Genomic DNA, 20,833 nt, shown 5'->3' with positions numbered 1-20,833 from the left:
CGATGGCGGAGGTCGAGCAGTGACGGCGAACAACACCGACACCACGGGCGTGCTGGCTCGCGCGGCCGCAATCCTCGACGCAGTCGAGGCAAGCCCGCAGACCACCAGTGACCTCGCAAATCGGCTCGGCCTGTCGGCATCCACGGTCTACCGCCTGGTGGGAGACATGGCGAAGCACTCGATGTTGCGCCGCGGGGACGGAGGTCTGTTGCATCCCGGCGACCGCTTCGGGACGTCCTCGCTCGTCGACCTCTCGGTACCGATTCTTCGTCGGGTGCGGGAAGACACCGGTGAGTCTGCACAGTTGTGGGTAGTGCGAGGCTCGAATCGGCTGTGTCTGGTGTCGGAGGATTCTCGGCAAGAGTTGCGAGCCTCGTTGCCTGCGGGCGCGTTACTTCCACTCGGTGCCGGTTCGGCCGGCCACGTACTGGCCGGGGACTTCGACGCCGACGAGGAGAGTCGGGAACGCGGCTGGTGGGAGTCGAGATCGGAGCGCACGCCGGGGCTGACGTCGGTGAGCGCCCCGGTCCGCCGGGACGGACGCATCGTTGCGGCCGTCTGTGTGGCAGGCCCGATCGAGCGGGTACCCACGACTGCAGGGCTTCTCTGGGGGCAAGCCGTGTGCGATGCCGCGTCGGAGATCGAGCAGTCCCTCGTGGTCCGGCCGGAGTGGTAGGGGGGCGGGTCAGGCCGACACGATGCGGCCGCGGACCTCACCGAATCCGATACGGGCACCGTTCGCGCCTGGAGCACTCGCAGCGATGACGACCTCGTCGCCGTCTTCGAGGAAGGTGCGAGTCTCCGCGCCGAGTGACACCGGTTCTTTTCCGCCCCAGGTCAGTTCGATGAATGCGCCGCGTTGATTCTTCTCCGGTCCCGAGATGGTGCCAGACGCGAACAGGTCACCGGTTCGGCTGCGTGCGCCGTTGACGGTCTCGTGCGCGAGCATCTGAGCCGGCGACCAGTACATCGCACTGTACGGTGGACGGGATACGACCTGACCGTTCCACGAGACCGTCAGGTCGATATCGAGAGCCCAGGAACGGGATTCGCGGAGGTACTCGAGCGGCTCGGGGTCTTGCACCGGCGTCGAGGTTCGCGCGTGCTCCAATGCGAGCAAGGGCACCACCCAGGGCGAGATGGACGTCGCGAAACTCTTACCGAGGTTGGGCCCGAGTGGGACGTACTCCCAGGCCTGAATGTCGCGAGCCGACCAGTCGTTGACGATGACGGCACCGAACACGTGCTCGGAGAACCTATCCGGCGAGATGGGACCGTCCGACGGTACGCCGACGACGAAGCCCATCTCGGCTTCGATGTCCAGTCGCCGACTCGGCCCGAACGTGGGCATCGACTCGTCGGGTGCCTTGCGTTGTCCGGAAGGCCTCTTGATGTCGGTGCCGGAGGCGACAACCGTGCCGGCCCGACCGTGATACGCGACGGGTAGGTGCTTCCAATTCGGTAGCAGCGGTTCGGCATCGGGCCGGAAGAGCCGGCCGAGATTGGACGCGTGATGCTCGGAGGCGTAGAAGTCGACGTAGTCGGCCACCTCGAAGGGGAGATGCATCGTGACATCGGAAACGGGCACGATTGCTTCCGCGGGGGTCGTGCCACCGGTGAGCATGTCGGTGACCGACGAGCGGACCTCCGCCCACCGACTGCGTCCGCGGGCCATGAACGCATTCAGGCTCGTCGACGCGAAGTCTGCGTCACCCAGAGCTGCATACAGGTCGATCACGTTGTCGCCGTAGCGGACTCCGACACGAGCGTCCGTGCCCGGAGTGCTGACAATGCCGTACGGAAGGTTGTCGATTCCGAACTCGGAATCGGCGGGGATGTCGATGTGCGTCATGAGCGGCGCTCCTGATGTACGGGGATGGGGTTCACTGAGGTGGGACGAGTCCGAGGCGGACGAGATCGTCCAGGGGTTCACGGATGCTGCAGGTGCCGAAGGAGGCGAATGCACGCTGTCCCTCGATCCCGGCGACGAGCCCGGCGAGGACGTCTGCATCTCGAATCGCCAGTATCTTCTCGAGCTCACCGACGCGAGCGCCGCTGTGTGCGGCCTGAGCTGCGAGGATCACGTTGAGGAAACCGTGTTGCTCGAACCCGTTGTGGGGGTCGGTGTTACGGGCGGCATGGTGCAGACCCGCGGTGGCTTTGAAGTGGACCTCGCGCCGTGCCGCCTCGTAGATGGACGCGGCGAGTTCCTGCTCGTCCGGATACTGGTCGGCCGTGACGCCGCCGGTCCTGAATTTGGCACGGTACCCGAACTCGTCGACGGCGTCGAAGATGTCGTCTTTTCGGGAGTCTCGAGGAATCTCGACATAGATGTCGATGTCCTGAGTGATGGTGCGCAGGGCGTCGATGTTCGTGCCTTCGGGGACTGCCACTTCGACGGCGACAACCGTCACCCCGGCTGTACGGTCGGCGTCCCGCAGGCCTGCCTCCACACTGCCCGGGCCGGCAGGCGCGGTCAACGCCACCTCCATCCGAGCACCCAGGTCGAGCTCGTTCACCCGGTCCATCGGCACGACCAACGGGCCGACGAGCTCTGCGAAAGAACTGGCCCGGTATGCGAGGTGTTGTGCCACAGCAACATCGACAGGCGCGTTGCCGGGAGGGAAGACTGCGGCGTCGTCGCACAGGCGATGGAAGAACTTCGGGATCATCGGTTCGGTCCCCGGCCGGCCCAGGTCCAGGCGTACCCGGTGTCCTCGCATGCGAGAGCGCCTTCGCCGAGTTCGAGGGGGCGGAACGTGTCGACCATGACGGCCAGCTCGTCGAAGAACTCGGCACCGATACTGCGTTCGTAGGCACCGGGTTGCGGTCCGTGAGCGTGACCGCCCGGGTGCACCGAGATCGAGCCTTGCCCGATGCCCGAGCCCTTGCGGGCCTCGTAGTCGCCGCCGACGTAGAACATGATCTCGTCGGAGTCGACGTTGGAGTGGTAGTACGGCACCGGAATGGCCAATGGGTGGTAATCGACCTTGCGTGGAACAAAATTGCAGATCACGAAATTGGACCCCTCGAAAGCCTGGTGTGCCGGTGGCGGTTGATGCACCCGGCCGGTGATCGGCTCGTAGTCGGAGATGTTGAATGTGTACGGGTACAGGCAGCCATCCCACCCCACCACGTCGAACGGGTGGTTGGGGTAGACGTATCGGGTTCCGACGATGCCCGTCGAACCACGGTGTTTGACAAGCACTTCGACGTCGCTGCCGTCGGCCAGTAGAGGCTCGGTGGGGCCGCGGAGGTCACGTTCGCAGTAGGGAGCGTTCTCGAGCAGCTGGCCGTACTTGGACAGAAAGCGCTTGGGCGGTGCAATGTGACTATTGGCCTCCATGGCGTAGGCGCGCAGGGTGCCGTCGGGAATCCAGCGGTGCGTCGTGGCACGCGGAATGAGCACGTAGTCGCCCTGCCGCGTCTCGAGGGTTCCGAACACGGTTTCGACGGTGGCTGAACCGGATTCGATGTAGACCATCTCGTCGCCGATCGAATTGCGATACAGCGGTGAGGTTTTCGATGCGACGACGTAGGAGAGTCGGACATCGGCGTTGCCGAGGACGAGCCGGCGACCGGTGACGACGTCGGTGTCGGCGACGACGGAGTCCGGAAACAGCTCGTGCAACTTCAAGTGCCGCGGCATCAGTGGGTGATTCGGGGTCGTTGTCTGGTCGGGCAGATCCCAGACCGTGGCGTCGACGATGGCCGACGGAATGTGGCGGTGATAGAGCAGAGACGAGTCCGACGAGAAGCCCTCCTCGCCCATCAGTTCCTCGAAGTAGAGGTTGCCGTCGGGAGTTCGGTGCTGGGTGTGCCGCTTCGGCGGTACCGATCCGAGCTGCCGGTAATAGGCCACGTCATCGCTCCTGTGCTGTGTTCACCGCTTGTAGTAAATACATTAACTATTTTTACGTGATCTACGCAACCCTCAGTTGCGTCCCCGGACGTCGAATTGGCTGCGGTGGGTGATGAGTTTGGTCAACAGCATCACCAGGATCCGCTGCTCGGGTTCGGTGAGCGCGCTGGCCCACGCGTTCTCTCGTTCGTTCTGTTCGGCAAACGCCTCGACCATCTCGTCGTGCCCCTGGGCGGTGAGGGCGAGGCGCACCGAACGCCCGTCCTTCTCGTCGGGAGTGCTGGCGAGCAGTCCGCCGGCGATGAGGGTCTTGGACAGGTTGGATACGGCCGCGCGGCTCATACCCGTCAGCTCGGCCGCCCGCTTGGGCTCGATCGGGCCCGACAACCACGTGACGAACATCAGCCGAAACGACGACCACGACCAGCCTCGCGGGCGATGAACCGTCGCTTCGAGGTCGTAGGTGACGATGTTCGACGCCCGGTTGAGGGTCAGCAGCACCTCGGTCGCCAGCTGATGCTCGAACCCGTAGTCCCGGGCCAGCGTGGTGTTGGCGGTCTCGATGAACGACCAGAAGTCGGGCTCGGGTGAATCGGTCACCGATTCACTGTAGCCATGAACTCATCTGATCAACACCTTTATTACTTCCGTACGCGCGATTCGTGTCTCATCCCGCAGGGGTCATGATGGACCCATGAGCTCGAAGAACCTGTTCGGTGGCCCACGGACCCTGCTGATCGTGGCAGCAGTGGTCATCGTGATCGCACTCGTCGCTGCCGCCGCAACGCTGATCGTCCGTGCCGTCCTCGGACCGCCCGAGGGCGAGAACAAGTTCGAGATTCAGGGCTACTCCGTCGTGCAGGTAGATCCCCAGGTCAACGACCTCGGGCTCGCCACACGCTAGCCGACTCCGCACCGACCCGCGGGTCGTGGGTCTGCTGAAAATTGCGGCCACCGCGCGCGAAGGTCTGCAGTGTCGCCGCGGGAACCTCGCGCTCGGGAACGGGTTCGCTCGTCCACTCGCAGTCCCGCACGAACATCATGTTCGACGCCACCGCGTCGGCGCTGCGATCTTCACGCATAGGTCCGGAGATGCGGCCGAGAAAATACTCCCCACGCTCGGTTCGCGTCCAGATCCACGATCCGTCGGGTACCTGCTCGAAGCGTTCGACGCGTCGTAGTGAGCGTTCGTCGTCGGCCGACATTCCGCAGAGACCATAGGTGAGGGCACGCTCGACGCCGCCCGGCATGGGTGCGCGATAGACGGCGTCCGGCATGCAGCCGAGCCTAGGCCCCGAGGGGTTTACATACCGTATGGTCTGTTGCCCGATGATCTCGGGACGCTGGGTGTAGCGGTAGCAACCTCGCAGACGTGGTGGACCGCATCATCGATACGGTGCGTCGACGCCTCACGGCACTGACGTGAGTGTCCACAATTCGCTCCCACAAACGGGAAAAGGTTTCCAGGCACGAATAGTGGACGCTGAGGTCACCGGCGATCGAGGTCTACCCGCGAGGTGGCGTTGTCATGAATCGACTCGAGTGGTAACTTGAAGCTTCAAGTAAACACTCGAAGGACCCGCCATGACATCTGTGATCAACCCGCCCGTCGCGGGAGCAGCGTTCGACGCATTTCTCGCCGATACCGCACCCGCGAGCCGGTCACAGCAGATGTGGACTCCGAGCGACGGTCCGATGCCCGCCCTGTACGTCAGCCACGGCGCACCGCCGGTTTTCGATGACGCCCTCTGGATGAACGAACTCTTCACGTGGTCGCAGTCGATGCCCAAGCCGAAGGCGATCCTCATCGTCAGCGCGCACTGGGAGGAGGCCCCGCTGAGCCTGTCCGCGTCGGCGGCTGCGACTCCGCTGGTCTACGACTTCGGCGGTTTCGCCCAGCGCTACTTCTCGATGGAATACCGGACGCCCGACGCAGAGGTGCTGGCCGCACGGGTGGCCGCGGCAATCCCGGCGTCGGAAAATCTGCACCGACACACCTCTCGCGGACTCGATCACGGTGCCTGGGTTCCGCTCAAGGTGATGTACCCGTATGCCGACGTCCCCGTTCTCCAGTTGAGCCTGCCGACGCATGCTCCCGACCGGCTGATGGCGATAGGCGCTGCGCTGAAAGAGCTTCGAGCCGAGGGAGTGTTGGTCATCGGTTCGGGTTTCATGACGCACGGGTTGCCGTTCCTCTCGCGCGAGAACTTCGTCACCAACACCGTGCCGACCTGGTCGGAGGACTTCGATCTGTGGGCCGCCGACGCGTTGGCGCGTGGTGACGTCAACACGCTTGCGGACTTCCGGAGCGCTGCACCGGGAATGCCGTATGCGCACCCGACCGTCGAACACTTCACGCCGCTGTTCGTCACCCTCGGCGCGGCCGAGAACCCGGAAGCACCCGTGACCACTGCCATCACCGGCTTCCAGTTCGGCTTGGCGAAGAGGTCGTTCGCGGTCGCCTGACCAGGAGAGGCGATCGGTTGAAGCTGGAATCGGCTCACTTCTGAATCTTTCTCGATTCGGGCATTGTTATCCACGCCACTTCGCTCTACAGTTCTGAACACCATCTCGGACATCGGTGTCCAAGATGCGTGGATGCGCTGTACGAACCGTCGCCGGGCGCGCCTCCTGTGGATCCCGTCCTCCGGCGCGAAGGAGTACACCCGTGTCTTCTGCCCGATCTTGGACCCTGCGTACAGCGATCAGCGTGATGACCGCCGCAGCGGTTTTCGCCGCCATGGCGACGCCCGCTGCTGCTGCACCTGATTCGCCTGATGTGGAAATCCAGCCGCCTCTGGCACCGTTCACGTGGCCGAAGATCCCGGAATTCGACACCGACTTCTACCTTCCGCCCGCCGACGTGGTGGCCGCGACCGCGCCGGGCCAGATCATCGCGGCACGGCCGGTCGAACTGGCCACTCTCAACGTCATCCCCACGCAGGTCGACGCGTGGCAGTTGTCCTTCCGGTCCAACAACGGTCGCGACGAGCCGATCGCAGCGGTGACCACGGTCATCAAACCCCGTGGCGTCCCCGCGGCATCGCGGCCCTTGATCTCCATTCAGTTGGCCGAGGATTCTCTCGCCGCCTACTGCGCGCCCTCGTATGCGATGCGTGCGGGTGCGATTCCCTGGCCGGTCACAGGCGCGGTGACGTCGGGTGCTCAATTCCTCGAGGTGCAAGCAGCGTTGGCGCAGGGCTGGGCGGTATCGGTACCCGATCATCAAGGTCCGAACAACTCGTTCGCCGCAGGGCCGGTCGCCGGGCGGATCACACTCGACGGAATCCGAGCCGCCGAGAACTTCGCGCCCATGCAGTTGGCCGGGGAGGCCACCAAGGTGGGGATGAGCGGCTACTCCGGTGGCGCGATAGCCACCGGCCACGCAGCCGAACTGGCCGAACGCTACGCCCCTGAGCTCGACATCGTCGGAGTCACCGAGGGCGGAACCCCCGCTGAACTCGGGGCTTTGGTGGACAACGCCAACAACACACTCGGCTCGGGAATCGTCGCTGCGGGAATCATCGGTGCCAGTCGTGAAGATCCCGAGTTGGCCGATTTCATCGACGAACACATCGATCCGCTCGGCCGGGCGTTGTTCGCGGCCAAGGACAATCTCTGCGTCGGTTACAGCTCGGCGCTGCTGCCGTTCGTCAACCTGAAGGGCTTCCTGCACACCGAGGGTGACCCGATCCAACAACCAGTGGTGAAGAAGGCGCTGTCCGCGATGCAGCTCGGCGGCACCACACCGAACATGCCGCTCTACGTCTACCACTCCAACCCGGACTGGCTGGTGCCGATCGGACCGGTCAACGCGATGGTCGATTCGTATTGCAGCCGTCCGGGCGCCGATATCACGTACACCCGCGACCATTTCAGTGAGCACATCACCCTGGAGTTGATCGCTTTTCCGAGCGCGGTGTTGTGGATGCGCGATCGCTTTGCCGGTGTTCCGGTGGAACCCGGTTGCCGAACGAACGACGTCGGTTCGATGGCGCTCGACACGAGTGCACACCCGCTCTTCGTCGACGCTGTAGGCGAGATAATCGCCGGACTGTTCGGTAAGCCGATCGGGGCGTGAGGGAACCGATCGGCGCACGGAAGGCGACGGCGTCACCGGCGGTAGACTCCGCCGGTGACTGTCGCCGACGATCAGGGCCGCATGTACGCCGGACAATCGTCTGCCGCGCGAAGAGCCGATCGCCGCGCACGGTTCTTGCACGCCGGGATCGAGGTCATCGGGGTACGCGGCTACGCAGCCACCTCGGTAGCGGATATCTGCGCGGCAGCCGGTCTGGCGCGCAGTCAGTTCTACGCCGAGTTCGCCAACCGTGAGGCGCTGCTCGTGGATGTGTACGACCTGATCCAAGACGATGCGCTGGCTGCGGTCGTCGCCGCACTCGACGGTCACGTCGACCGAGATCGCCGCGCGCTCGTCGCCGCTGCGATGACGGCCTTGGTGGGATCGATCGGGGGTGATCCGCGCCGCGCGCGGATCTCGTATCTGGAAATGCTGGGTGTCAGCGATGCCGTCGAACAGCACCGGACGCGCCGTCGTGCACAGTGGGTGGAGTTCTTCGAGGCCACCCTGCGCGCCGAAATCGGGTCCGACTTCGTTCCGCCCGGCGGATACCGTTTGGCCGCAACAGCATTCCTCGGTGCCCTCACCGAGATCGTCTCCGACTGGTCCCGCACCGTTCCGCCCCGCCCACCCATCGAACTCATCGTGGAGACGATGGTCGCCGTCCTCGGAGCGTTCGTTCCCGACCTGAACTGAACTGCAGCCTGTCGCGCAAATACAGTGGACCGATGACGCATGCCACCGGTCCACTCGCAGGCCTCGTCGTCGCGGATTTCTCTCGTGTGCTCGCCGGCCCGTACGCGACGATGATGCTCGGCGACATGGGCGCCGAGGTCGTCAAGATCGAAAGGCCCCAAACCGGTGACGACACCCGATCGTGGGGACCACCGTACGATTCCGCTGGCACCGCAACATATTTCAACTCGGTCAATCGCAACAAGACGTCTCGGTTCATCGACCTGCAGTCCGAGAGCGGCGTAGCCGAGGCGCTCGAGATCGTCTCGGGTGCAGACATTCTGATCGAGAACTTCCGAGCCGGCGCGATGGACCGCCTCGGCCTGGGGTACTCGACGCTCTCGCAGAGCAATCCCGGTCTGATCTACTGCTCCATCACCGGCTTCGGTACCGGTGGCGGAGCCGCGCTCCCCGGTTACGATCTGGTGGTCCAAGCCGTCGGCGGGCTGATGAGCGTCACCGGGGCCGACGCCCAGACGCCCACCAAGGTGGGAGTGGCGATGGTCGACATCGTCACCGGACTGCACGCGCTCAGCGGAATCCTTGCGGCACTGCATCATCGGTCGAACACCGGTGCAGGCCAACAGGTACACACCTCACTGATGGCGTCGGTGCTGTCTGCGTTGAGCAATCAGTCGTCGGCCTATCTGGGGGCCGGCGTCGTGCCGGTCCCGATGGGCAACAAGCATCCCTCATTGGTGCCGTACGAGGTGTTCGAGACCGCCGATCGTCCGTTGGCATTGGCCGTGGGCAACGACCGGCAATTCTCCTCGCTGACCGACGTGCTGGGGATCCCGAAATTGGCTCTGGACGAGCGGTTCTCGTCCAACTCTCTGCGCGTCGAACATCGAGATCAGTTGGTCGACATCCTCAACTCGGCTTTGCGATCACGTACGGCCGACGAATGGTATCGAGAACTCATGGCCCGCAACGTCCCCGCGGGGCCGGTCAACTCCATCGAGGAGGCGTTCGCGTTCGCGGAATCACTCGGTCTCGAACCGCGAGTGCAGGTTCCGGGTTCAGTGGCCGACGGCGTCCGTAATCCGCTGGACTTCTCGGCCACTCCGGTGAACTACCGCTTGCCACCGCCCGCCGGGGCTTAGTTCAACGCCCACTTCACCGACACGGACACGCTGACGGTCTGTTGTCCCGGTTCGATGGGCACCGCCGTGTCGAACGAACTGGCGGAATCGGCGAACGACCTCGGTTGCTCCTGGCCGGTGATCGACTCCGTGATCGACAGAACGTCGCCGAGTTCTCCGCCTGCGAGCGTCGCGTACTGCTCGGCGCGATCGCGGGCATCGGCGAACGCCCTGGACCTGGCATCGGAGATCAGCTCGGAATCGTCGTCGATCTTGAAGGAGACCCCGGAGATGCGGGTCGCGTTTCCGCCGGCCGTTGTGGCGTCGCCCAACACTGCGGAGGCCTTCGACAGGTCCCGAACCGTGACCTGCAGGGTGTTGGTGGCCTGGTATCCGGAGATGTCGGAGGTGCCGCCCGGCAGTGCGCCCGAGTACTGCGGATCGATCGACACCTGTTGGGTCTGGATGTCCTCGCGAGCGACGCCGGCTGCGATCACGGCGTCCGTGACCTCGCTGACGGCCGCGTTCGCCTGTTCGATGGCGGCGGTGACGTCCTCGGCCGTGGCCTGAACCCCGATCTGGGTCGTCAACGTATCCGGTGCGCCCTGGACCTCTCCCACGCCGTTGACGTTCACTCCGGGAGGTCCATCGGGAGACGTCGAGGCTGGACTGCTACAGCCCGCAGTCAGGCCTACGGTCAGCAGCAGGGCCGGTACACACGATCCGATCATCCATCGATTTCGACTCACCGCCGTAGTGTCCACCATTGCAGGTGAATTGGAAAGGCTCAGGGCTTGCGATATTCGGCGTCGAACGTCACGGTGACCTCGTCGACCACCTTCATTGCTCCGAACATCTGCGAATACGGAGTGATCTTGTAATCCGATTGACGCACAGCAGTTTCGGACGCGATGTGCCATCGATCGCCGAGGTCCGTGACGTCCACATCCACGGTGATCTCCCTCGAAACGCCGTGGATCTCCGCCGTGCCGGACAGCCGAAATCCGGCGTCGACGGCGGTGATCTCCGCCGAACGGAACTGAATCGACGGGTATCGGTCGGCGTCGAAGCTCTTGAGCGCGTTGGCTTTCGCCACGATCTTCTCCGGTCCGATCAAGGGCGTCAGTCCGCCCTCACCGTGGACCACCTCGATCGATCTCACCTCGGCGGTCAGGGAAACCGCGGCGGGAGCGCCCCCGGACCACTCGACGGTCGCAGACCAGGAGTTCACCGCGATCGTGAGGCGATGCCCCATCTTGGATGCTTTTCCTGTGACATCCGTCCGGACAGCCAGCTGCCCGCCGTGCGATGCGTCGAGCGTCCAGGTCTCGGTAGTCATGCCCCGACTGTATCCGTCTCGCAGAACCGACGAAGGGACGCGGCGCAGGTGGTTAGGGTGGAGTTATGTTCTCCAATTCCCCTCGAACATTCGTCGCCGACGCCCTCCGCGGTTTCGTCGCCGCCACCGACGACGTCACCTGGCACGCCGATCCCGGCTATCTCACCCGCCGCTACCGCATCTCCGACGGCCAGGTCGCCCTGCTGTCCGGTGGGGGATCGGGGCACGAGCCGCTGCATGCCGGCTTCATCGGTCGCGGCATGCTCACCGGCGCGTGCCCGGGCCTGGTCTTCACCTCACCCAACGCTCTCCAGGTACACGAGGCATCCAAGGCCGTGGACTCCGGCGGCGGAGTGCTGCACATCGTGAAGAACTACACCGGTGACGTGATGAACTTCAAGATCGCCCGGGAGTTGTTGCAGGAGGACGGCATTGCCGCCGATGTCGTTCTCGTCGACGACGACGTGGCCAGCGAGAGCGAGGACGGCCCGGGACGCCGCGGCACCGCGGCGACCATCGTCGTCGAAAAGGTATGCGGTGCAGCGGCAGAACGCGGCGACAGTCTGCAGGCGGTCGTCGCACTGGGGCGTCGAACCGCGGAGAACGCACGCAGCATGGCGGTGGCGCTGAACCCGCCCACACTGCCGGGAGCGGACGAACCGTCCTTCGAGTTGCCCAGGGAAGAGATCGAACTCGGCATCGGCATCCACGGAGAACGCGGCACCGACCGCGTGCCCCGGCTGCCTGCTCAGGAGATCGTCGCGAAACTGACCGATCCCATCGTGGACTCGCTCGGATTGAACTCGGGCGAATCGGTGATCGCCGTGGTCAACGGGCTCGGGGCAACGCACCCGCTGGAGCTGCACCTGCTGTTCGGTGAACTCTCGGAGTATCTGCACGGCAAAGGGATCGAGATATCCCGCTCGCTCGTCGGCAGCTTCGTCACCGCGCTCAACATGGGCGGAGCCTCGATCACCCTCGTGCGCGCCGACGACGAGATGCTCGAACTCTGGGACGCGCCGACCGACGCGCCCGGTTGGCCCAACGCCCAGAGCCGTGGTGCGAAGCCGGTGGGCGAACGCGGAGGCTTCGGGCCCTCCTTCGAGCCCTCGGACTCCGGAGAGGTTTCGGCGTTCGCCTCGACATGGATCGGGACGTGGGCGCAGCGGGTACTCGACGAGGAACCGGCCTTGACCGACCTGGACCGCAAGGCAGGCGACGGCGATTTCGGAACCAACATGGTGGCGGCCCTCGAACAGCTCGATCTGGACGCCGTCAAGGAAACCTACTCGGCAGCAACGGTATTCGAGGCGGTAAGTGAGGCCTACCTCGGCCATGCGGGCGGTACGTCCGGCGCGCTGTTCGGCATCTGGTTCCGCCAGTTCTACCGGACGATGCTCGAATCCGAGCCGGATCTCGCGGCCATCGGGCAGGCCGCCCGGGCCGGGCTGGACAGCATCACCGAACTCGGTGGCGCACGGGTGGGCGACAAGACGATGGTCGACGCCATCGCCCCGGCCGTCGACGCGCTCGAGAAGGACGGCGGCACCTTGCAGGACGCTGCCGACGCGGCGAAGACCGGAGCCGAATCGACGAAGGACATCACCGCAAACCGCGGCCGCGCCAGCTACGTCGGTGAGGCCGCGCGCGGCGTCGTCGACCCCGGTGCGCTGGTCATGGCCTGGTTCTTCGAGGCGGCAGCTGGTTCTACCCCAGAGAGTTGAGAAAAACCGCCGCGATCGCTTCGAGGCCGGCCTGATCGTCGGCGTCGAAGCGGTCGGGGACAGGGCTGTCCAGATCGAACACACCGATCAGCGTTTCACCCTGGTACAGCGGTACGACGACCTCGGAGCGAGTATTGGCATCGCACGCGATGTGGCCCGGGAAGGCATGGACGTCAGAGACGCGCTGCGTCTCACGGGTGGTCGCGGCCGCACCGCAAACACCCTTGCTCAGGGCGATGCGCACGCAGGCCGGTTGACCCTGAAACGGCCCGACCACCAGTTCGGTGCCGTCGTACAGGTAGAAGCCGACCCAATTGACCTCGGGCAGAGCGTGATAGACCAACGCAGAGAGATTGGCGGCGTTCGCGATCAGATTCGACTCTTCGTATACCAGGCCGCGGGCCTGCTCGGTGAGCTGCTGGTACTGCTCTACCTTGGATCCGTTCAGTTCGGTCGCGGTGAAGGACATGCGCCGAGTCTAAGCGCACATCCCAGCACCACCAGATACGCCGACATGCCGCCCACTTGAATCCGTTGCGCGATGCCGAGACCGTACTGACCGGGCAGATTGTCGGCGATCAACAGCCACGCGGTGGCCAGCGTCGTGAGGATCAGGACGGCAAGGCCCAGCGTCCGAAGGAGCGGGTACAGCCGGTAGCGGAACGCGGCCAGCGTGAACGCAACCATGACGGTGAAGATCGCGAACACCGCGATGGTGCTGGTGAGTGCGTGAAGATGATGGAGTTGCGGGAAGAGCCCGCTGGGTTCGATCGGGCAACTCGGATCGTCGGCAGCGACACACTCGAGGGGAAGTTTTGCGTCGGCGATGGTGGCGATACCGAAGATGCCCGACGCGACCCAGCCGGTGACGACGAGCCGTCGACGCGGGGTTGCCAGGAAGCCGAGAACCGCGGCGAAGATCATCAGTGAACCCGTGACGACGTCTGCGGTGGAGAAGAACTCGCGGTACGGCTGATCGCGGGCGTCGAGTTCGCTGAGGAACGAGGTGGTCGGGTCCAGGCCGGTATCGAGAAAGAACTCGGCCACCCACGCGGAGTACAGCAGTCCGGCGAGGATCAAGCAGATCGCCACTACGACCCGGCGGATATCCACGCCTTCAGTTCTCGAACGCACCGACCAAGGCTAGCCAGTCAGTACATCGGCAGTTGCCACCGCCAGTGCGACCGCGGAGTCGCAGTGGTCGGTCAGGACGGTCAATGTGGGGACCGTGCGGGCATATCGCGCGGCAGTGTCGTCTTTCTCGGGCATGCCGAGCACGGGGTTGCCCAACACGATGTCCGCGAAGCACGACGAATCGGAATCGCGTGTTTCGACGGTGTAGCCGCCCTGCTGGACGGGCTCGCGGTCCGTCGAACGCATGTCGCCGTCGACGTAGCCGAGCGAGACGTCGAGCATCGCCAGGCTGTCCGCGAATGTTGCCGAGGACGCCGTGAAATGACAACGGTACGGATCGGACGCAGGGTTCCAGCGCGCCACCGTCCAGGTTGCGGGCAAGTGCTCCAGGACGGCGCACAGGTCTTTCATGGCAAGTGGAAGGTTGTACCTGGACTCGGCGCGCAGTGGTGGATCGTCCAACAGACCGAGTGCGGTCTCGGTAACGGATGTCGCTGCGGTGCACGCGTCTCCCACACTGCGGGACACCTCGATCGCGGCGAAACTACGACCGGATTCGGTGAGGTAACCGTCCATCGCCCCCGCGGTGGCACCGTCGAACTCCCCGCGAAGCGGAAAGCTGATGCGGCACGACCCTTGCGCCGAGTTGTCGAGATACACCTGTTCGCCACCGATCGTGACCTGCTCGGTCCCCGGGTCGTCGGACGTCGGCCGATACGCGTTCAGATCGATGGAGACGGCGTCGGTGGCGCTCGATGTCGCAGGTCTCAGGGTGGCCGAGCACGTGCTCAATTCGCCATCGGGGCGGAGCTGCACGACTGTGCCGAGGGCGGCGAGATCGTCCTCGGCGAGAAAACCGCAGGGGTCGAGACTCCGGACGAATTCCGCCGAGTCGGCGAGATATCGGTCTGCCTCCGACATCTTGAATCCGTACTTGTTCTGCGGCGACGAACTGCCTACGGGGAGAGCATTGCCGAGCAACACCACCGCGCATCCACTCGTCGATACCGACATCGCCAGCGCCACTGCCGCGAGCAACCAATTTCTACGCACAGTTTCCCCCGAACTCGAATCAACCGATCATGGGGTTGGACGCGCGGGGGCTCGAGATGGTTTCAGGCTCCTGAAAGTTCGTCGACCACTCGGTCGGCGGCGACGGTGGGATCCTCGTGTTCCCAGATTCGCACCACGCGCCAGCCCTCGTCGATCAATCGTCTGTCCGTGTCGCGATCGCGGGCGACGTTGGCGGCCAGTTTGTCGGCCCACCATTGCGCGTTGTTGCGGGGCTTGGTGGCGTGAATCGGACAGCTGTGCCAGAAGCAGCCGTCGACGTAGACCGCGACCTTGCGCCTGGGGAACACCAGATCTGCTCGACGCCGCATGCCCTTCAGCGGAGCGCGATCGACGAAATACCGCAGACCTCGACGGTGCAGTGCTCGCCGCAGCGCCACCTCGGGCTTGGTGTCACGGCGTTTCTGCTTGCTCAGCCGGGCACTGGTCTTGGCGTCGGTGGCGGGTCGGTCCGCGCTCACACCGGAACTCGATCGACGTATCCGCCCATGCGCTCGAGGTGTGCGTCGAGGTCGTCGAGAAAGCCGTCGACGAAACGGAGATTGCCTGCTCGTGCCCGCTTGAGGAATCCGGCGGTCGCTCGCGCGGAGAGCAGCTTCGAGTCGTCGAGGAAATCGATCAGGTCTTCGTAGGGCTCGTGCACCGGCATGGTCGTCACGTCGACCCGGTAGCTGGTGCGATCGCGTCCCCACGCTGCGGTCGGCCAGGCCTGACCAGGCAGCAGAGCTTGATCGTTCGACGCGTCGTACGGCTGGGGATCGTCGAGTGCGCTCGCTGCCCATGACGCCATGCGCACACTGACGGCGTTGCCGACGAGCTTCCAGCGATGTCCGCTGCGCACACCGGGCTGCTGGACGGCGGGCAGCGTCCAGTCGGGATCGAACCCCTGCAGACGCTCGGCCCCGATGATGCCGGGCGTGACGATCTCTCCCGACGGCAGGCGAACCGCCGGGGGACTGGCGATACCGAGCGAGGATCCGCCCTTGAGCGTCGGGACGGCGTTGACCGCCCAGCCCAGCCCGCGAATGCCCTCGGTCCAGTAGAAGCCGCACGGCTGGGTGGTGGGGTCGCCGTCGGGCAGCGGTCCTGCGTCCTGCGAGAACAGCACCTCCCGTGGATCGTCGGTGCGCGAGGCCAGCATCACCACCCGCTGTCGACGCTGCGGCAAACCGAACGCGCGGGCGTCGACGACGCGGTAGGCCCACATGTAGCCGAGGTCCTCGAGCGCGTCGGTGATGTGGCGCATGGCTGCCCCGCGGCCGAGCTGCAGCATGAACGGCACGTTCTCCATCAGCAGCCATCGCGGACCGCGTCGACGGGAGACCAGCCGAAACACCTCGTCCACCAAACCGGAACGGGCACCGGTGATGCCCGCGGTGCGTCCGGCCTGGGAGAGGTCCTGACACGGGAAACCGGCCGCGACCAGTTCGGTGTCGGCGGGCAGGCTTCGAAGAGTGGTCACGTCCGTGTGCAGAGGTGTCTCGGGCATGCGCGCTCGAAGGACGGCCCCGGCTCCGGGATCGATCTCGCACAGCAACTGCGTCGTCCACCCCGCGTCGGCCAACCCCAGCTCGAGCCCGCCGATCCCCGCGAACAACCCGACCATCGACCGTGCGCTCACGTGTGCCCTTCCCTCGCCCGACGGTCCTACGTTACTCGAGAGTCGGTTCACTTGACCTCGACCTTGCTCGAGGTTTCACACTGGAATGCGAGGGCCGAAAAATCGGTTGGAAACTGAGCCTGTGCAATGAAATCATTCGAGCACAGCAATAAGGAGAAGAACTGTGTCTACGGGTGTGCTCGATCCCGAAACCCGAACCCTGGATCAGCCGTACCCGGACACCGCGAAGCCACCGAGCTCACTGCGTCGTTTCGCGCCGTTTCTGCTGCCGTACAAGTGGTTCTACATCGCCTCGATCGTGGTCTCGCTGATCGCCACCATGACCGGTCTGGTGATTCCGCTGGTGATGCAACGCGTCATCGACGGCCCCATCACCGACCGCAATTTCTCGGCAGTCTGGTGGCCCGTGGCGTTCGTCCTGTTGCTCGGCACCATCGACGCACTCGGTATCTGGGTTCGCCGCTACCTGGTCTCCCGCCCGTCGAGCCAATTCGAGATCTCAGCGCGGGCAACGGTATTCGACAAGTTGCAGCGGTTGTCGGTCTCGGCTCACGAAAGCTGGGAATCGGGTCAGCTGCTCTCGCGCGCCATCGCGGACCTCGGCTCGCTGCGGCGGTTCATGGCCTTCATCGGCCCGTTCATCATCATCAACGCCGTCACACTCGTCGTCGGTATCGGCGTATTGCTGGTGCAGTCCTGGCAGTTGGGGCTGATCATGCTGGTGACGTCGGTACCGCTGGTGATCGCCTGCACCAAGTTCGAGACGCTGTATCGCGTCGTGGCCCGTGACGCTCAGGATCAGGCAGGCGACGTCACGACGACGGTCGAAGAGTCCATCCAGGGTATTCGCGTCCTCAAGGCATTCGGTCGAAGTGCCCACTTGGGCAAGCAGTTTCTTCGTCAGGCGCGCACGTTGCGTGGCACCGAACTGAAGAAGGTGCGCTACCTGGCGATCATCTGGGCGGTGATCGTCGGACTGCAGCCGATCACCATCGGTGCGATCCTGGCGGTGGGCACGTACTCGATCGTGCAGGGCACCATGACGGTCGGCACGCTCGTCGCGGCCATCGCCATCGTCACCTTCCTGCTGTGGCCGATCGAATCGTTCGGGTATCTGCTGGCCGAGCTGAACAATGCGCGCACGGCTGCGGATCGGTACTGGGAGATCATGGACACTCCCGAAACCGTCACCGATCCGGACAATCCCGTCGAATTGCCCGAAAGAATCCGTGGCCGAGTGCAATTCGATCGCGTCGGATTCACCTTTCCCGACGCGTCCTCGCCGCTTCTCACCGACGTCAGCTTCGTCGTCGAGCCGGGTGAGACCGTCGCGCTGGTCGGCAACACCGGTAGCGGAAAGACTGCACTGACGAACCTCGTGCCTCGACTGTTCGACGCCACCGAGGGGTCCATCACCATCGACGGAATAGACGTGGCCTCGATGCGGTTGGCCGATCTGCGCTCGATCGTCACGGTGGCGTTCGAGGATCCGGTGTTGTTCTCGGCCAGTGCGCGCGAGAACATCGCGCTCGGTTCGCCCGGCGCGTCCGATGCCGAGATTGCCGAGGCGTTGGAGATCGCGCACGCAACGGATTTCGTCGAGCAGTTGCCGTGGGGTCTGGACACTCGCATCGGTGAGCAGGGCATGAGTCTGTCCGGTGGGCAGCGGCAGCGGCTCGCACTGGCGCGGGCGGTGCTGGGCAAGCCGCGGGTACTGGTGCTCGACGACCCACTGTCCGCGCTCGACGTGGACACCGAAGCCAAAGTGCAGAAGGAATTGCGGCGTGTGTTGGCGCATTCGACGACAGTGCTGGTGGCGCACCGGCCGTCGACCGCTGCGTTGGCCGACCGCGTGCTGTATCTCGAGAACGGAAGAATTGTGGAGCAGGGAACACACGAGGGACTGCTGGCGTCGTCGCCGCGGTACCGCGAGGTGATGGGGTCGATTCATGGCTGATCAAACTGCAGCTGCGGATTGGCGCGGCGTCGGCGGCGAGGAATCCGAGGTCGACGCAACCGGAAACCTGGTGCTGGCCGGGCGTTCTCGCCGGTTGCTCGTCTCGTTGGTGCGCCCGTACAAGAAGCAGGCCCTGCTGTCCTTCCTGATCATTCTGGTCGACAACATCACCTACGTTGCCGGTCCGCTGTTCATCGCCTATGCGCTGGACAACGGCGTCGGTGCTGCGGGACAGGGTGATTGGGGCCCGCTGCTGTGGGCGGTCGGCGGCTACACCGGCTTCGGTCTGCTCGGGATGCTCACCACCTACGCGTTTCTCACCGTCTCCGGTCGGCTGAGCCAGAACATCCTGTACGACCTGCGCGGACGGGTGTTCGACCATGCCCAGAAACTGAGTCTGTCGTTCCACGAGAAGTACACCTCGGGACGGCTCATCTCGCGACTGACCAGCGATGTCGAATCTCTGCAGACACTGCTCGAGAGTGCGCTCAACGATGCCTTGACGGCGATCCTGTCGATGGTGTCGATCGCGATCATCCTGGTGTACCTCGACGTTCCGATGGCGATGATCGTGCTGGCCGGCTTCGTTCCGCTGGTCCTCGTCACCCGCTGGTCACAGCGGCGACAACGCCAGGGATACCGTCGAACACGGGTGGCGATCGCGCGCGTGGTGGTCCATTTCGTGGAGTCGATGGGCGGCATCCGCGCGGTGCAGGTGTTCCGACGCGAGGGCCGCAACGACGCCATTCTCAGTACCGAGGACTCGGAGTATCGCGACGCCACCACCGCGGCGCTGCGCGGTATGGCGAGCTACACCGGCATCGTGCGCTGGATCGGCAACGTCACGCTCGCGATCATCCTGGTGTTCGGTAGCTGGCGAGTGATCAACGGCCACATGGACATCGGTGTGCTCGCGGCCTACGTGCTGTATCTGCGCCGGTTCTACGGGCCGCTGGACGAGCTGGCGATGGTGTTCAACGCCTACCAGTCCGCAGCCGCTGCCCTGGAGAAGATCTCCGGTGTCCTCGAAGAGGAGCCGTCGGTGACGGCACCGAAGAACCCGGTGGAGATCGGAACCGCGAAGGGCGACATCACATTCGACGACGTGCACTTCGCCTACGGCCCCGAACGCGTCGTTCTGCCGGAATTCTCGCTGCACGTACCCGCCGGACAGGTGGTCGCGATGGTCGGAGCCACCGGAGCAGGCAAGTCGACACTGGCAAAGCTGTTGGCGCGCTTCTACGATCCGACGGCCGGAGCCGTGCGGCTCGACGGCGTCGACATGCGGGATATCGGCGACGAGGACCTGCGTCGCAACGTCGTGATGGTGACACAGGAGTCGTTCCTGTTCTCCGGTTCGGTGGCAGACAACATCCGGCTCGGACGCCCCACCGCGACCGATGCGGAGGTGCGGGCAGCGGCCGACGCCGTCGGACTGACGGAGTTCATCGCGTCGCTACCGGAGGGAATCGACACCGACGTGCGCAAGCGCGGAGGTCGATTGTCTTCGGGCCAAAGGCAATTGGTGGCCTTCGCGCGGGTGTTCCTGGCCGCGCCGTCGGTGATCGTGCTGGACGAGGCAACATCGAGCCTGGACATCCCGAGCGAGCGACTGGTGCAGCGCGCACTCGAGACGATCCTGCAGGGGCGAACTGCGCTGATCATCGCGCACCGCCTGTCGACGGTGGCGATCGCCGATCGGGTACTCGTCATGGCCGACGGAAACATCGTCGAGGACGGAACCCCCGAGGACCTCATCGCGGGAGATGGACGCTTCGCGCACCTGCACGAGGCGTGGGAGGACTCGCTGGTCTAAGTCCAGGGAGTGATCGGCGGCTTGACCCACATGATCTTCTCGTCCGAGTGCTGGGGCGTCGCGCCGTCGTGGCCCGGGTGTTCGGCCGCCCATGCGGATTTACGGTCGAGCAACTCGGCCACGATGGTCCACGTCTCCATCGTGCTCGGTGGGTGTAGGTCGGCGGCGCGGGCCAGCTTTCGGCGGACGGCGTCGGTGAGGTCGAGGAGCTCGGCACCGGTGATGCCGCGATCCCACACGTAACGCGCCAGAGCGGTCGCCTTGTCCTGTCGACTCTTCGCGGCCTGTTCGGAGTGCGCGAAATCGAACTGCCCGCCGCCGGTGTTCTCTGTCGTCACGGGCACAACCTTAATGAACTGCGAGAAAAGGCACGTCCGCTTGATCTTCTGGGGGCCTCGTCGCCTACCGTAG

The 20,833-nt window shown here is 64.8% G+C and carries 22 protein-coding genes; 9 read left to right on the top strand and 13 right to left on the bottom strand.

All coding sequences use genetic code 11. The annotated features are described in order from the left end of the window. Positions 1 to 19 precede the first annotated feature (19 nt). Entirely contained in the window at positions 20 to 676 is a 657-nt protein-coding gene (locus ABZ677_RS13745; protein ID WP_037154768.1) for a helix-turn-helix domain-containing protein, read from the top strand. Between the two features lie 9 nt (positions 677 to 685). Here ABZ677_RS13745 and fahA read toward each other — a convergent pair whose 3' ends face one another. From fahA to ABZ677_RS13725, 4 genes are all read right to left on the bottom strand, one after another. Next, positions 686 to 1,852, bottom strand: coding sequence for a fumarylacetoacetase (gene fahA / locus ABZ677_RS13740; RefSeq protein WP_358370131.1), 1,167 nt, complete (start codon positions 1,850 to 1,852; stop codon positions 686 to 688). A 31-nt stretch (positions 1,853 to 1,883) separates the two neighbouring features. Then, positions 1,884 to 2,672 carry a hypothetical protein gene (locus tag ABZ677_RS13735; protein WP_358370128.1) on the bottom strand — a complete coding sequence of 263 codons (789 nt, stop codon included), beginning with the start codon at positions 2,670 to 2,672 and terminating at the stop codon, positions 1,884 to 1,886. Further along, positions 2,669 to 3,862, bottom strand: a complete 1,194-nt coding sequence (locus tag ABZ677_RS13730; protein ID WP_358370126.1) for a homogentisate 1,2-dioxygenase domain-containing protein — start codon at positions 3,860 to 3,862, stop codon at positions 2,669 to 2,671. The genes ABZ677_RS13735 and ABZ677_RS13730 overlap by 4 nt, the downstream gene beginning before the upstream one ends. Positions 3,863 to 3,934: 72 nt before the next feature. Beyond that, entirely contained in the window at positions 3,935 to 4,462 is a 528-nt protein-coding gene (locus ABZ677_RS13725; RefSeq protein WP_037187611.1) for a MarR family transcriptional regulator, read from the bottom strand. Between the two features lie 94 nt (positions 4,463 to 4,556). Here ABZ677_RS13725 and ABZ677_RS13720 point away from each other — a divergent pair, with 94 nt between their 5' ends. Further along, the gene (locus tag ABZ677_RS13720) at positions 4,557 to 4,766 is read left to right on the top strand and encodes a hypothetical protein (protein ID WP_358370123.1); all 210 of its coding nucleotides are present in this window, start codon (positions 4,557 to 4,559) and stop codon (positions 4,764 to 4,766) included. On the opposite strand, the gene ABZ677_RS13715 is transcribed toward ABZ677_RS13720, so the two are convergent. Further along, positions 4,738 to 5,139, bottom strand: a complete 402-nt coding sequence (locus tag ABZ677_RS13715) for a GAF domain-containing protein (protein ID WP_358370120.1) — start codon at positions 5,137 to 5,139, stop codon at positions 4,738 to 4,740. The genes ABZ677_RS13720 and ABZ677_RS13715 overlap by 29 nt on opposite strands. Positions 5,140 to 5,446: 307 nt before the next feature. On the opposite strand from ABZ677_RS13715, the gene ABZ677_RS13710 reads away from it, so the two are divergent. The 4 genes from ABZ677_RS13710 (at position 5,447) to ABZ677_RS13695 (ending at position 9,781) form a co-directional block, all read left to right on the top strand. Further along, entirely contained in the window at positions 5,447 to 6,328 is an 882-nt protein-coding gene (locus ABZ677_RS13710) for a class III extradiol ring-cleavage dioxygenase (RefSeq protein WP_358370118.1), read from the top strand. Between the two features lie 247 nt (positions 6,329 to 6,575). After that, complete coding sequence (locus ABZ677_RS13705) at positions 6,576 to 7,943, top strand: lipase family protein (RefSeq protein ID WP_358370277.1); 1,368 nt, start codon at positions 6,576 to 6,578, stop codon at positions 7,941 to 7,943. Positions 7,944 to 7,997: 54 nt separating this feature from the next. After that, positions 7,998 to 8,639, top strand: a complete 642-nt coding sequence (locus tag ABZ677_RS13700; RefSeq protein WP_037187621.1) for a TetR/AcrR family transcriptional regulator — start codon at positions 7,998 to 8,000, stop codon at positions 8,637 to 8,639. Positions 8,640 to 8,671: 32 nt separating this feature from the next. Beyond that, on the top strand, positions 8,672 to 9,781 hold the full coding sequence (locus ABZ677_RS13695; RefSeq protein WP_358370115.1) for a CoA transferase: 1,110 nt from the start codon (positions 8,672 to 8,674) through the stop codon (positions 9,779 to 9,781). Here ABZ677_RS13695 and ABZ677_RS13690 read toward each other — a convergent pair. After that, a complete protein-coding gene (locus ABZ677_RS13690) occupies positions 9,778 to 10,395 on the bottom strand; it encodes an SIMPL domain-containing protein (RefSeq protein WP_082323533.1) in 618 nt (205 codons plus the stop codon). The two genes, ABZ677_RS13695 and ABZ677_RS13690, sit on opposite strands and share 4 nt — an antisense overlap. A gap of 152 nt (positions 10,396 to 10,547) precedes the next feature. After that, entirely contained in the window at positions 10,548 to 11,099 is a 552-nt protein-coding gene (locus ABZ677_RS13685; RefSeq protein WP_094740772.1) for a YceI family protein, read from the bottom strand. 65 nt (positions 11,100 to 11,164) lie between these two features. Between ABZ677_RS13685 and ABZ677_RS13680 the strand changes: the two genes are divergently transcribed. Continuing rightward, positions 11,165 to 12,823 carry a dihydroxyacetone kinase family protein gene (locus ABZ677_RS13680; RefSeq protein ID WP_358370111.1) on the top strand — a complete coding sequence of 553 codons (1,659 nt, stop codon included), beginning with the start codon at positions 11,165 to 11,167 and terminating at the stop codon, positions 12,821 to 12,823. Here ABZ677_RS13680 and ABZ677_RS13675 read toward each other — a convergent pair. The 5 genes from ABZ677_RS13675 to dcm all read right to left on the bottom strand — a co-directional run bounded on the left by ABZ677_RS13675 (position 12,807) and on the right by dcm (position 16,634). After that, positions 12,807 to 13,292, bottom strand: coding sequence for a GAF domain-containing protein (locus ABZ677_RS13675; protein ID WP_358370108.1), 486 nt, complete (start codon positions 13,290 to 13,292; stop codon positions 12,807 to 12,809). The two genes, ABZ677_RS13680 and ABZ677_RS13675, sit on opposite strands and share 17 nt — an antisense overlap. Continuing rightward, complete coding sequence (locus ABZ677_RS13670; RefSeq protein WP_358370106.1) at positions 13,268 to 13,957, bottom strand: DUF998 domain-containing protein; 690 nt, start codon at positions 13,955 to 13,957, stop codon at positions 13,268 to 13,270. Before ABZ677_RS13670 ends, ABZ677_RS13675 begins: the two co-directional genes overlap by 25 nt. Before the next feature lie 9 nt (positions 13,958 to 13,966). Further along, positions 13,967 to 15,010, bottom strand: a complete 1,044-nt coding sequence (locus ABZ677_RS13665; RefSeq protein WP_358370104.1) for a hypothetical protein — start codon at positions 15,008 to 15,010, stop codon at positions 13,967 to 13,969. A 62-nt stretch (positions 15,011 to 15,072) separates the two neighbouring features. Next, the gene (locus tag ABZ677_RS13660; RefSeq protein WP_358370101.1) at positions 15,073 to 15,489 is read right to left on the bottom strand and encodes a very short patch repair endonuclease; all 417 of its coding nucleotides are present in this window, start codon (positions 15,487 to 15,489) and stop codon (positions 15,073 to 15,075) included. Further along, positions 15,486 to 16,634: a DNA (cytosine-5-)-methyltransferase gene (dcm, locus tag ABZ677_RS13655; RefSeq protein WP_179274696.1), complete on the bottom strand. Its 1,149-nt coding sequence runs from the start codon at positions 16,632 to 16,634 to the stop codon at positions 15,486 to 15,488. Before dcm ends, ABZ677_RS13660 begins: the two co-directional genes overlap by 4 nt. A gap of 178 nt (positions 16,635 to 16,812) precedes the next feature. Here dcm and ABZ677_RS13650 point away from each other — a divergent pair, with 178 nt between their 5' ends. Together ABZ677_RS13650 and ABZ677_RS13645 are read left to right on the top strand one after the other, a co-directional pair. Beyond that, positions 16,813 to 18,606 carry an ABC transporter ATP-binding protein gene (locus ABZ677_RS13650; RefSeq protein ID WP_358370098.1) on the top strand — a complete coding sequence of 598 codons (1,794 nt, stop codon included), beginning with the start codon at positions 16,813 to 16,815 and terminating at the stop codon, positions 18,604 to 18,606. Continuing rightward, a complete protein-coding gene (locus ABZ677_RS13645) occupies positions 18,599 to 20,422 on the top strand; it encodes an ABC transporter ATP-binding protein (RefSeq protein WP_358370095.1) in 1,824 nt (607 codons plus the stop codon). The genes ABZ677_RS13650 and ABZ677_RS13645 overlap by 8 nt, the downstream gene beginning before the upstream one ends. On the opposite strand, the gene ABZ677_RS13640 is transcribed toward ABZ677_RS13645, so the two are convergent. After that, positions 20,419 to 20,760, bottom strand: coding sequence for a hypothetical protein (locus ABZ677_RS13640; RefSeq protein ID WP_037188837.1), 342 nt, complete (start codon positions 20,758 to 20,760; stop codon positions 20,419 to 20,421). The two genes, ABZ677_RS13645 and ABZ677_RS13640, sit on opposite strands and share 4 nt — an antisense overlap. Positions 20,761 to 20,833: the final 73 nt, after the last annotated feature.

Source organism: Rhodococcus sp. NPDC006774, assembly GCF_040636045.1.
GTDB lineage: Bacteria > Actinomycetota > Actinomycetes > Mycobacteriales > Mycobacteriaceae > Rhodococcoides.
This window is presented reverse-complemented; position numbering and strand designations above follow the sequence as displayed.

Coding starts and splice junctions, on each gene's coding strand:
- fahA (WP_358370131.1), bottom strand. CDS start 1,852: ATGACGCACATCGACATCCCCGCCGATTCCGAGTTCGGAATCGACAAC.
- ABZ677_RS13735 (WP_358370128.1), bottom strand. CDS start 2,672: ATGATCCCGAAGTTCTTCCATCGCCTGTGCGACGACGCCGCAGTCTTC.
- ABZ677_RS13720 (WP_358370123.1), top strand. CDS start 4,557: ATGAGCTCGAAGAACCTGTTCGGTGGCCCACGGACCCTGCTGATCGTG.
- ABZ677_RS13715 (WP_358370120.1), bottom strand. CDS start 5,139: ATGCCGGACGCCGTCTATCGCGCACCCATGCCGGGCGGCGTCGAGCGT.
- ABZ677_RS13710 (WP_358370118.1), top strand. CDS start 5,447: ATGACATCTGTGATCAACCCGCCCGTCGCGGGAGCAGCGTTCGACGCA.
- ABZ677_RS13705 (WP_358370277.1), top strand. CDS start 6,576: ATGACCGCCGCAGCGGTTTTCGCCGCCATGGCGACGCCCGCTGCTGCT.
- ABZ677_RS13695 (WP_358370115.1), top strand. CDS start 8,672: ATGACGCATGCCACCGGTCCACTCGCAGGCCTCGTCGTCGCGGATTTC.
- ABZ677_RS13685 (WP_094740772.1), bottom strand. CDS start 11,099: ATGACTACCGAGACCTGGACGCTCGACGCATCGCACGGCGGGCAGCTG.
- ABZ677_RS13680 (WP_358370111.1), top strand. CDS start 11,165: ATGTTCTCCAATTCCCCTCGAACATTCGTCGCCGACGCCCTCCGCGGT.
- ABZ677_RS13675 (WP_358370108.1), bottom strand. CDS start 13,292: ATGTCCTTCACCGCGACCGAACTGAACGGATCCAAGGTAGAGCAGTAC.
- dcm (WP_179274696.1), bottom strand. CDS start 16,634: ATGGTCGGGTTGTTCGCGGGGATCGGCGGGCTCGAGCTGGGGTTGGCC.
- ABZ677_RS13645 (WP_358370095.1), top strand. CDS start 18,599: ATGGCTGATCAAACTGCAGCTGCGGATTGGCGCGGCGTCGGCGGCGAG.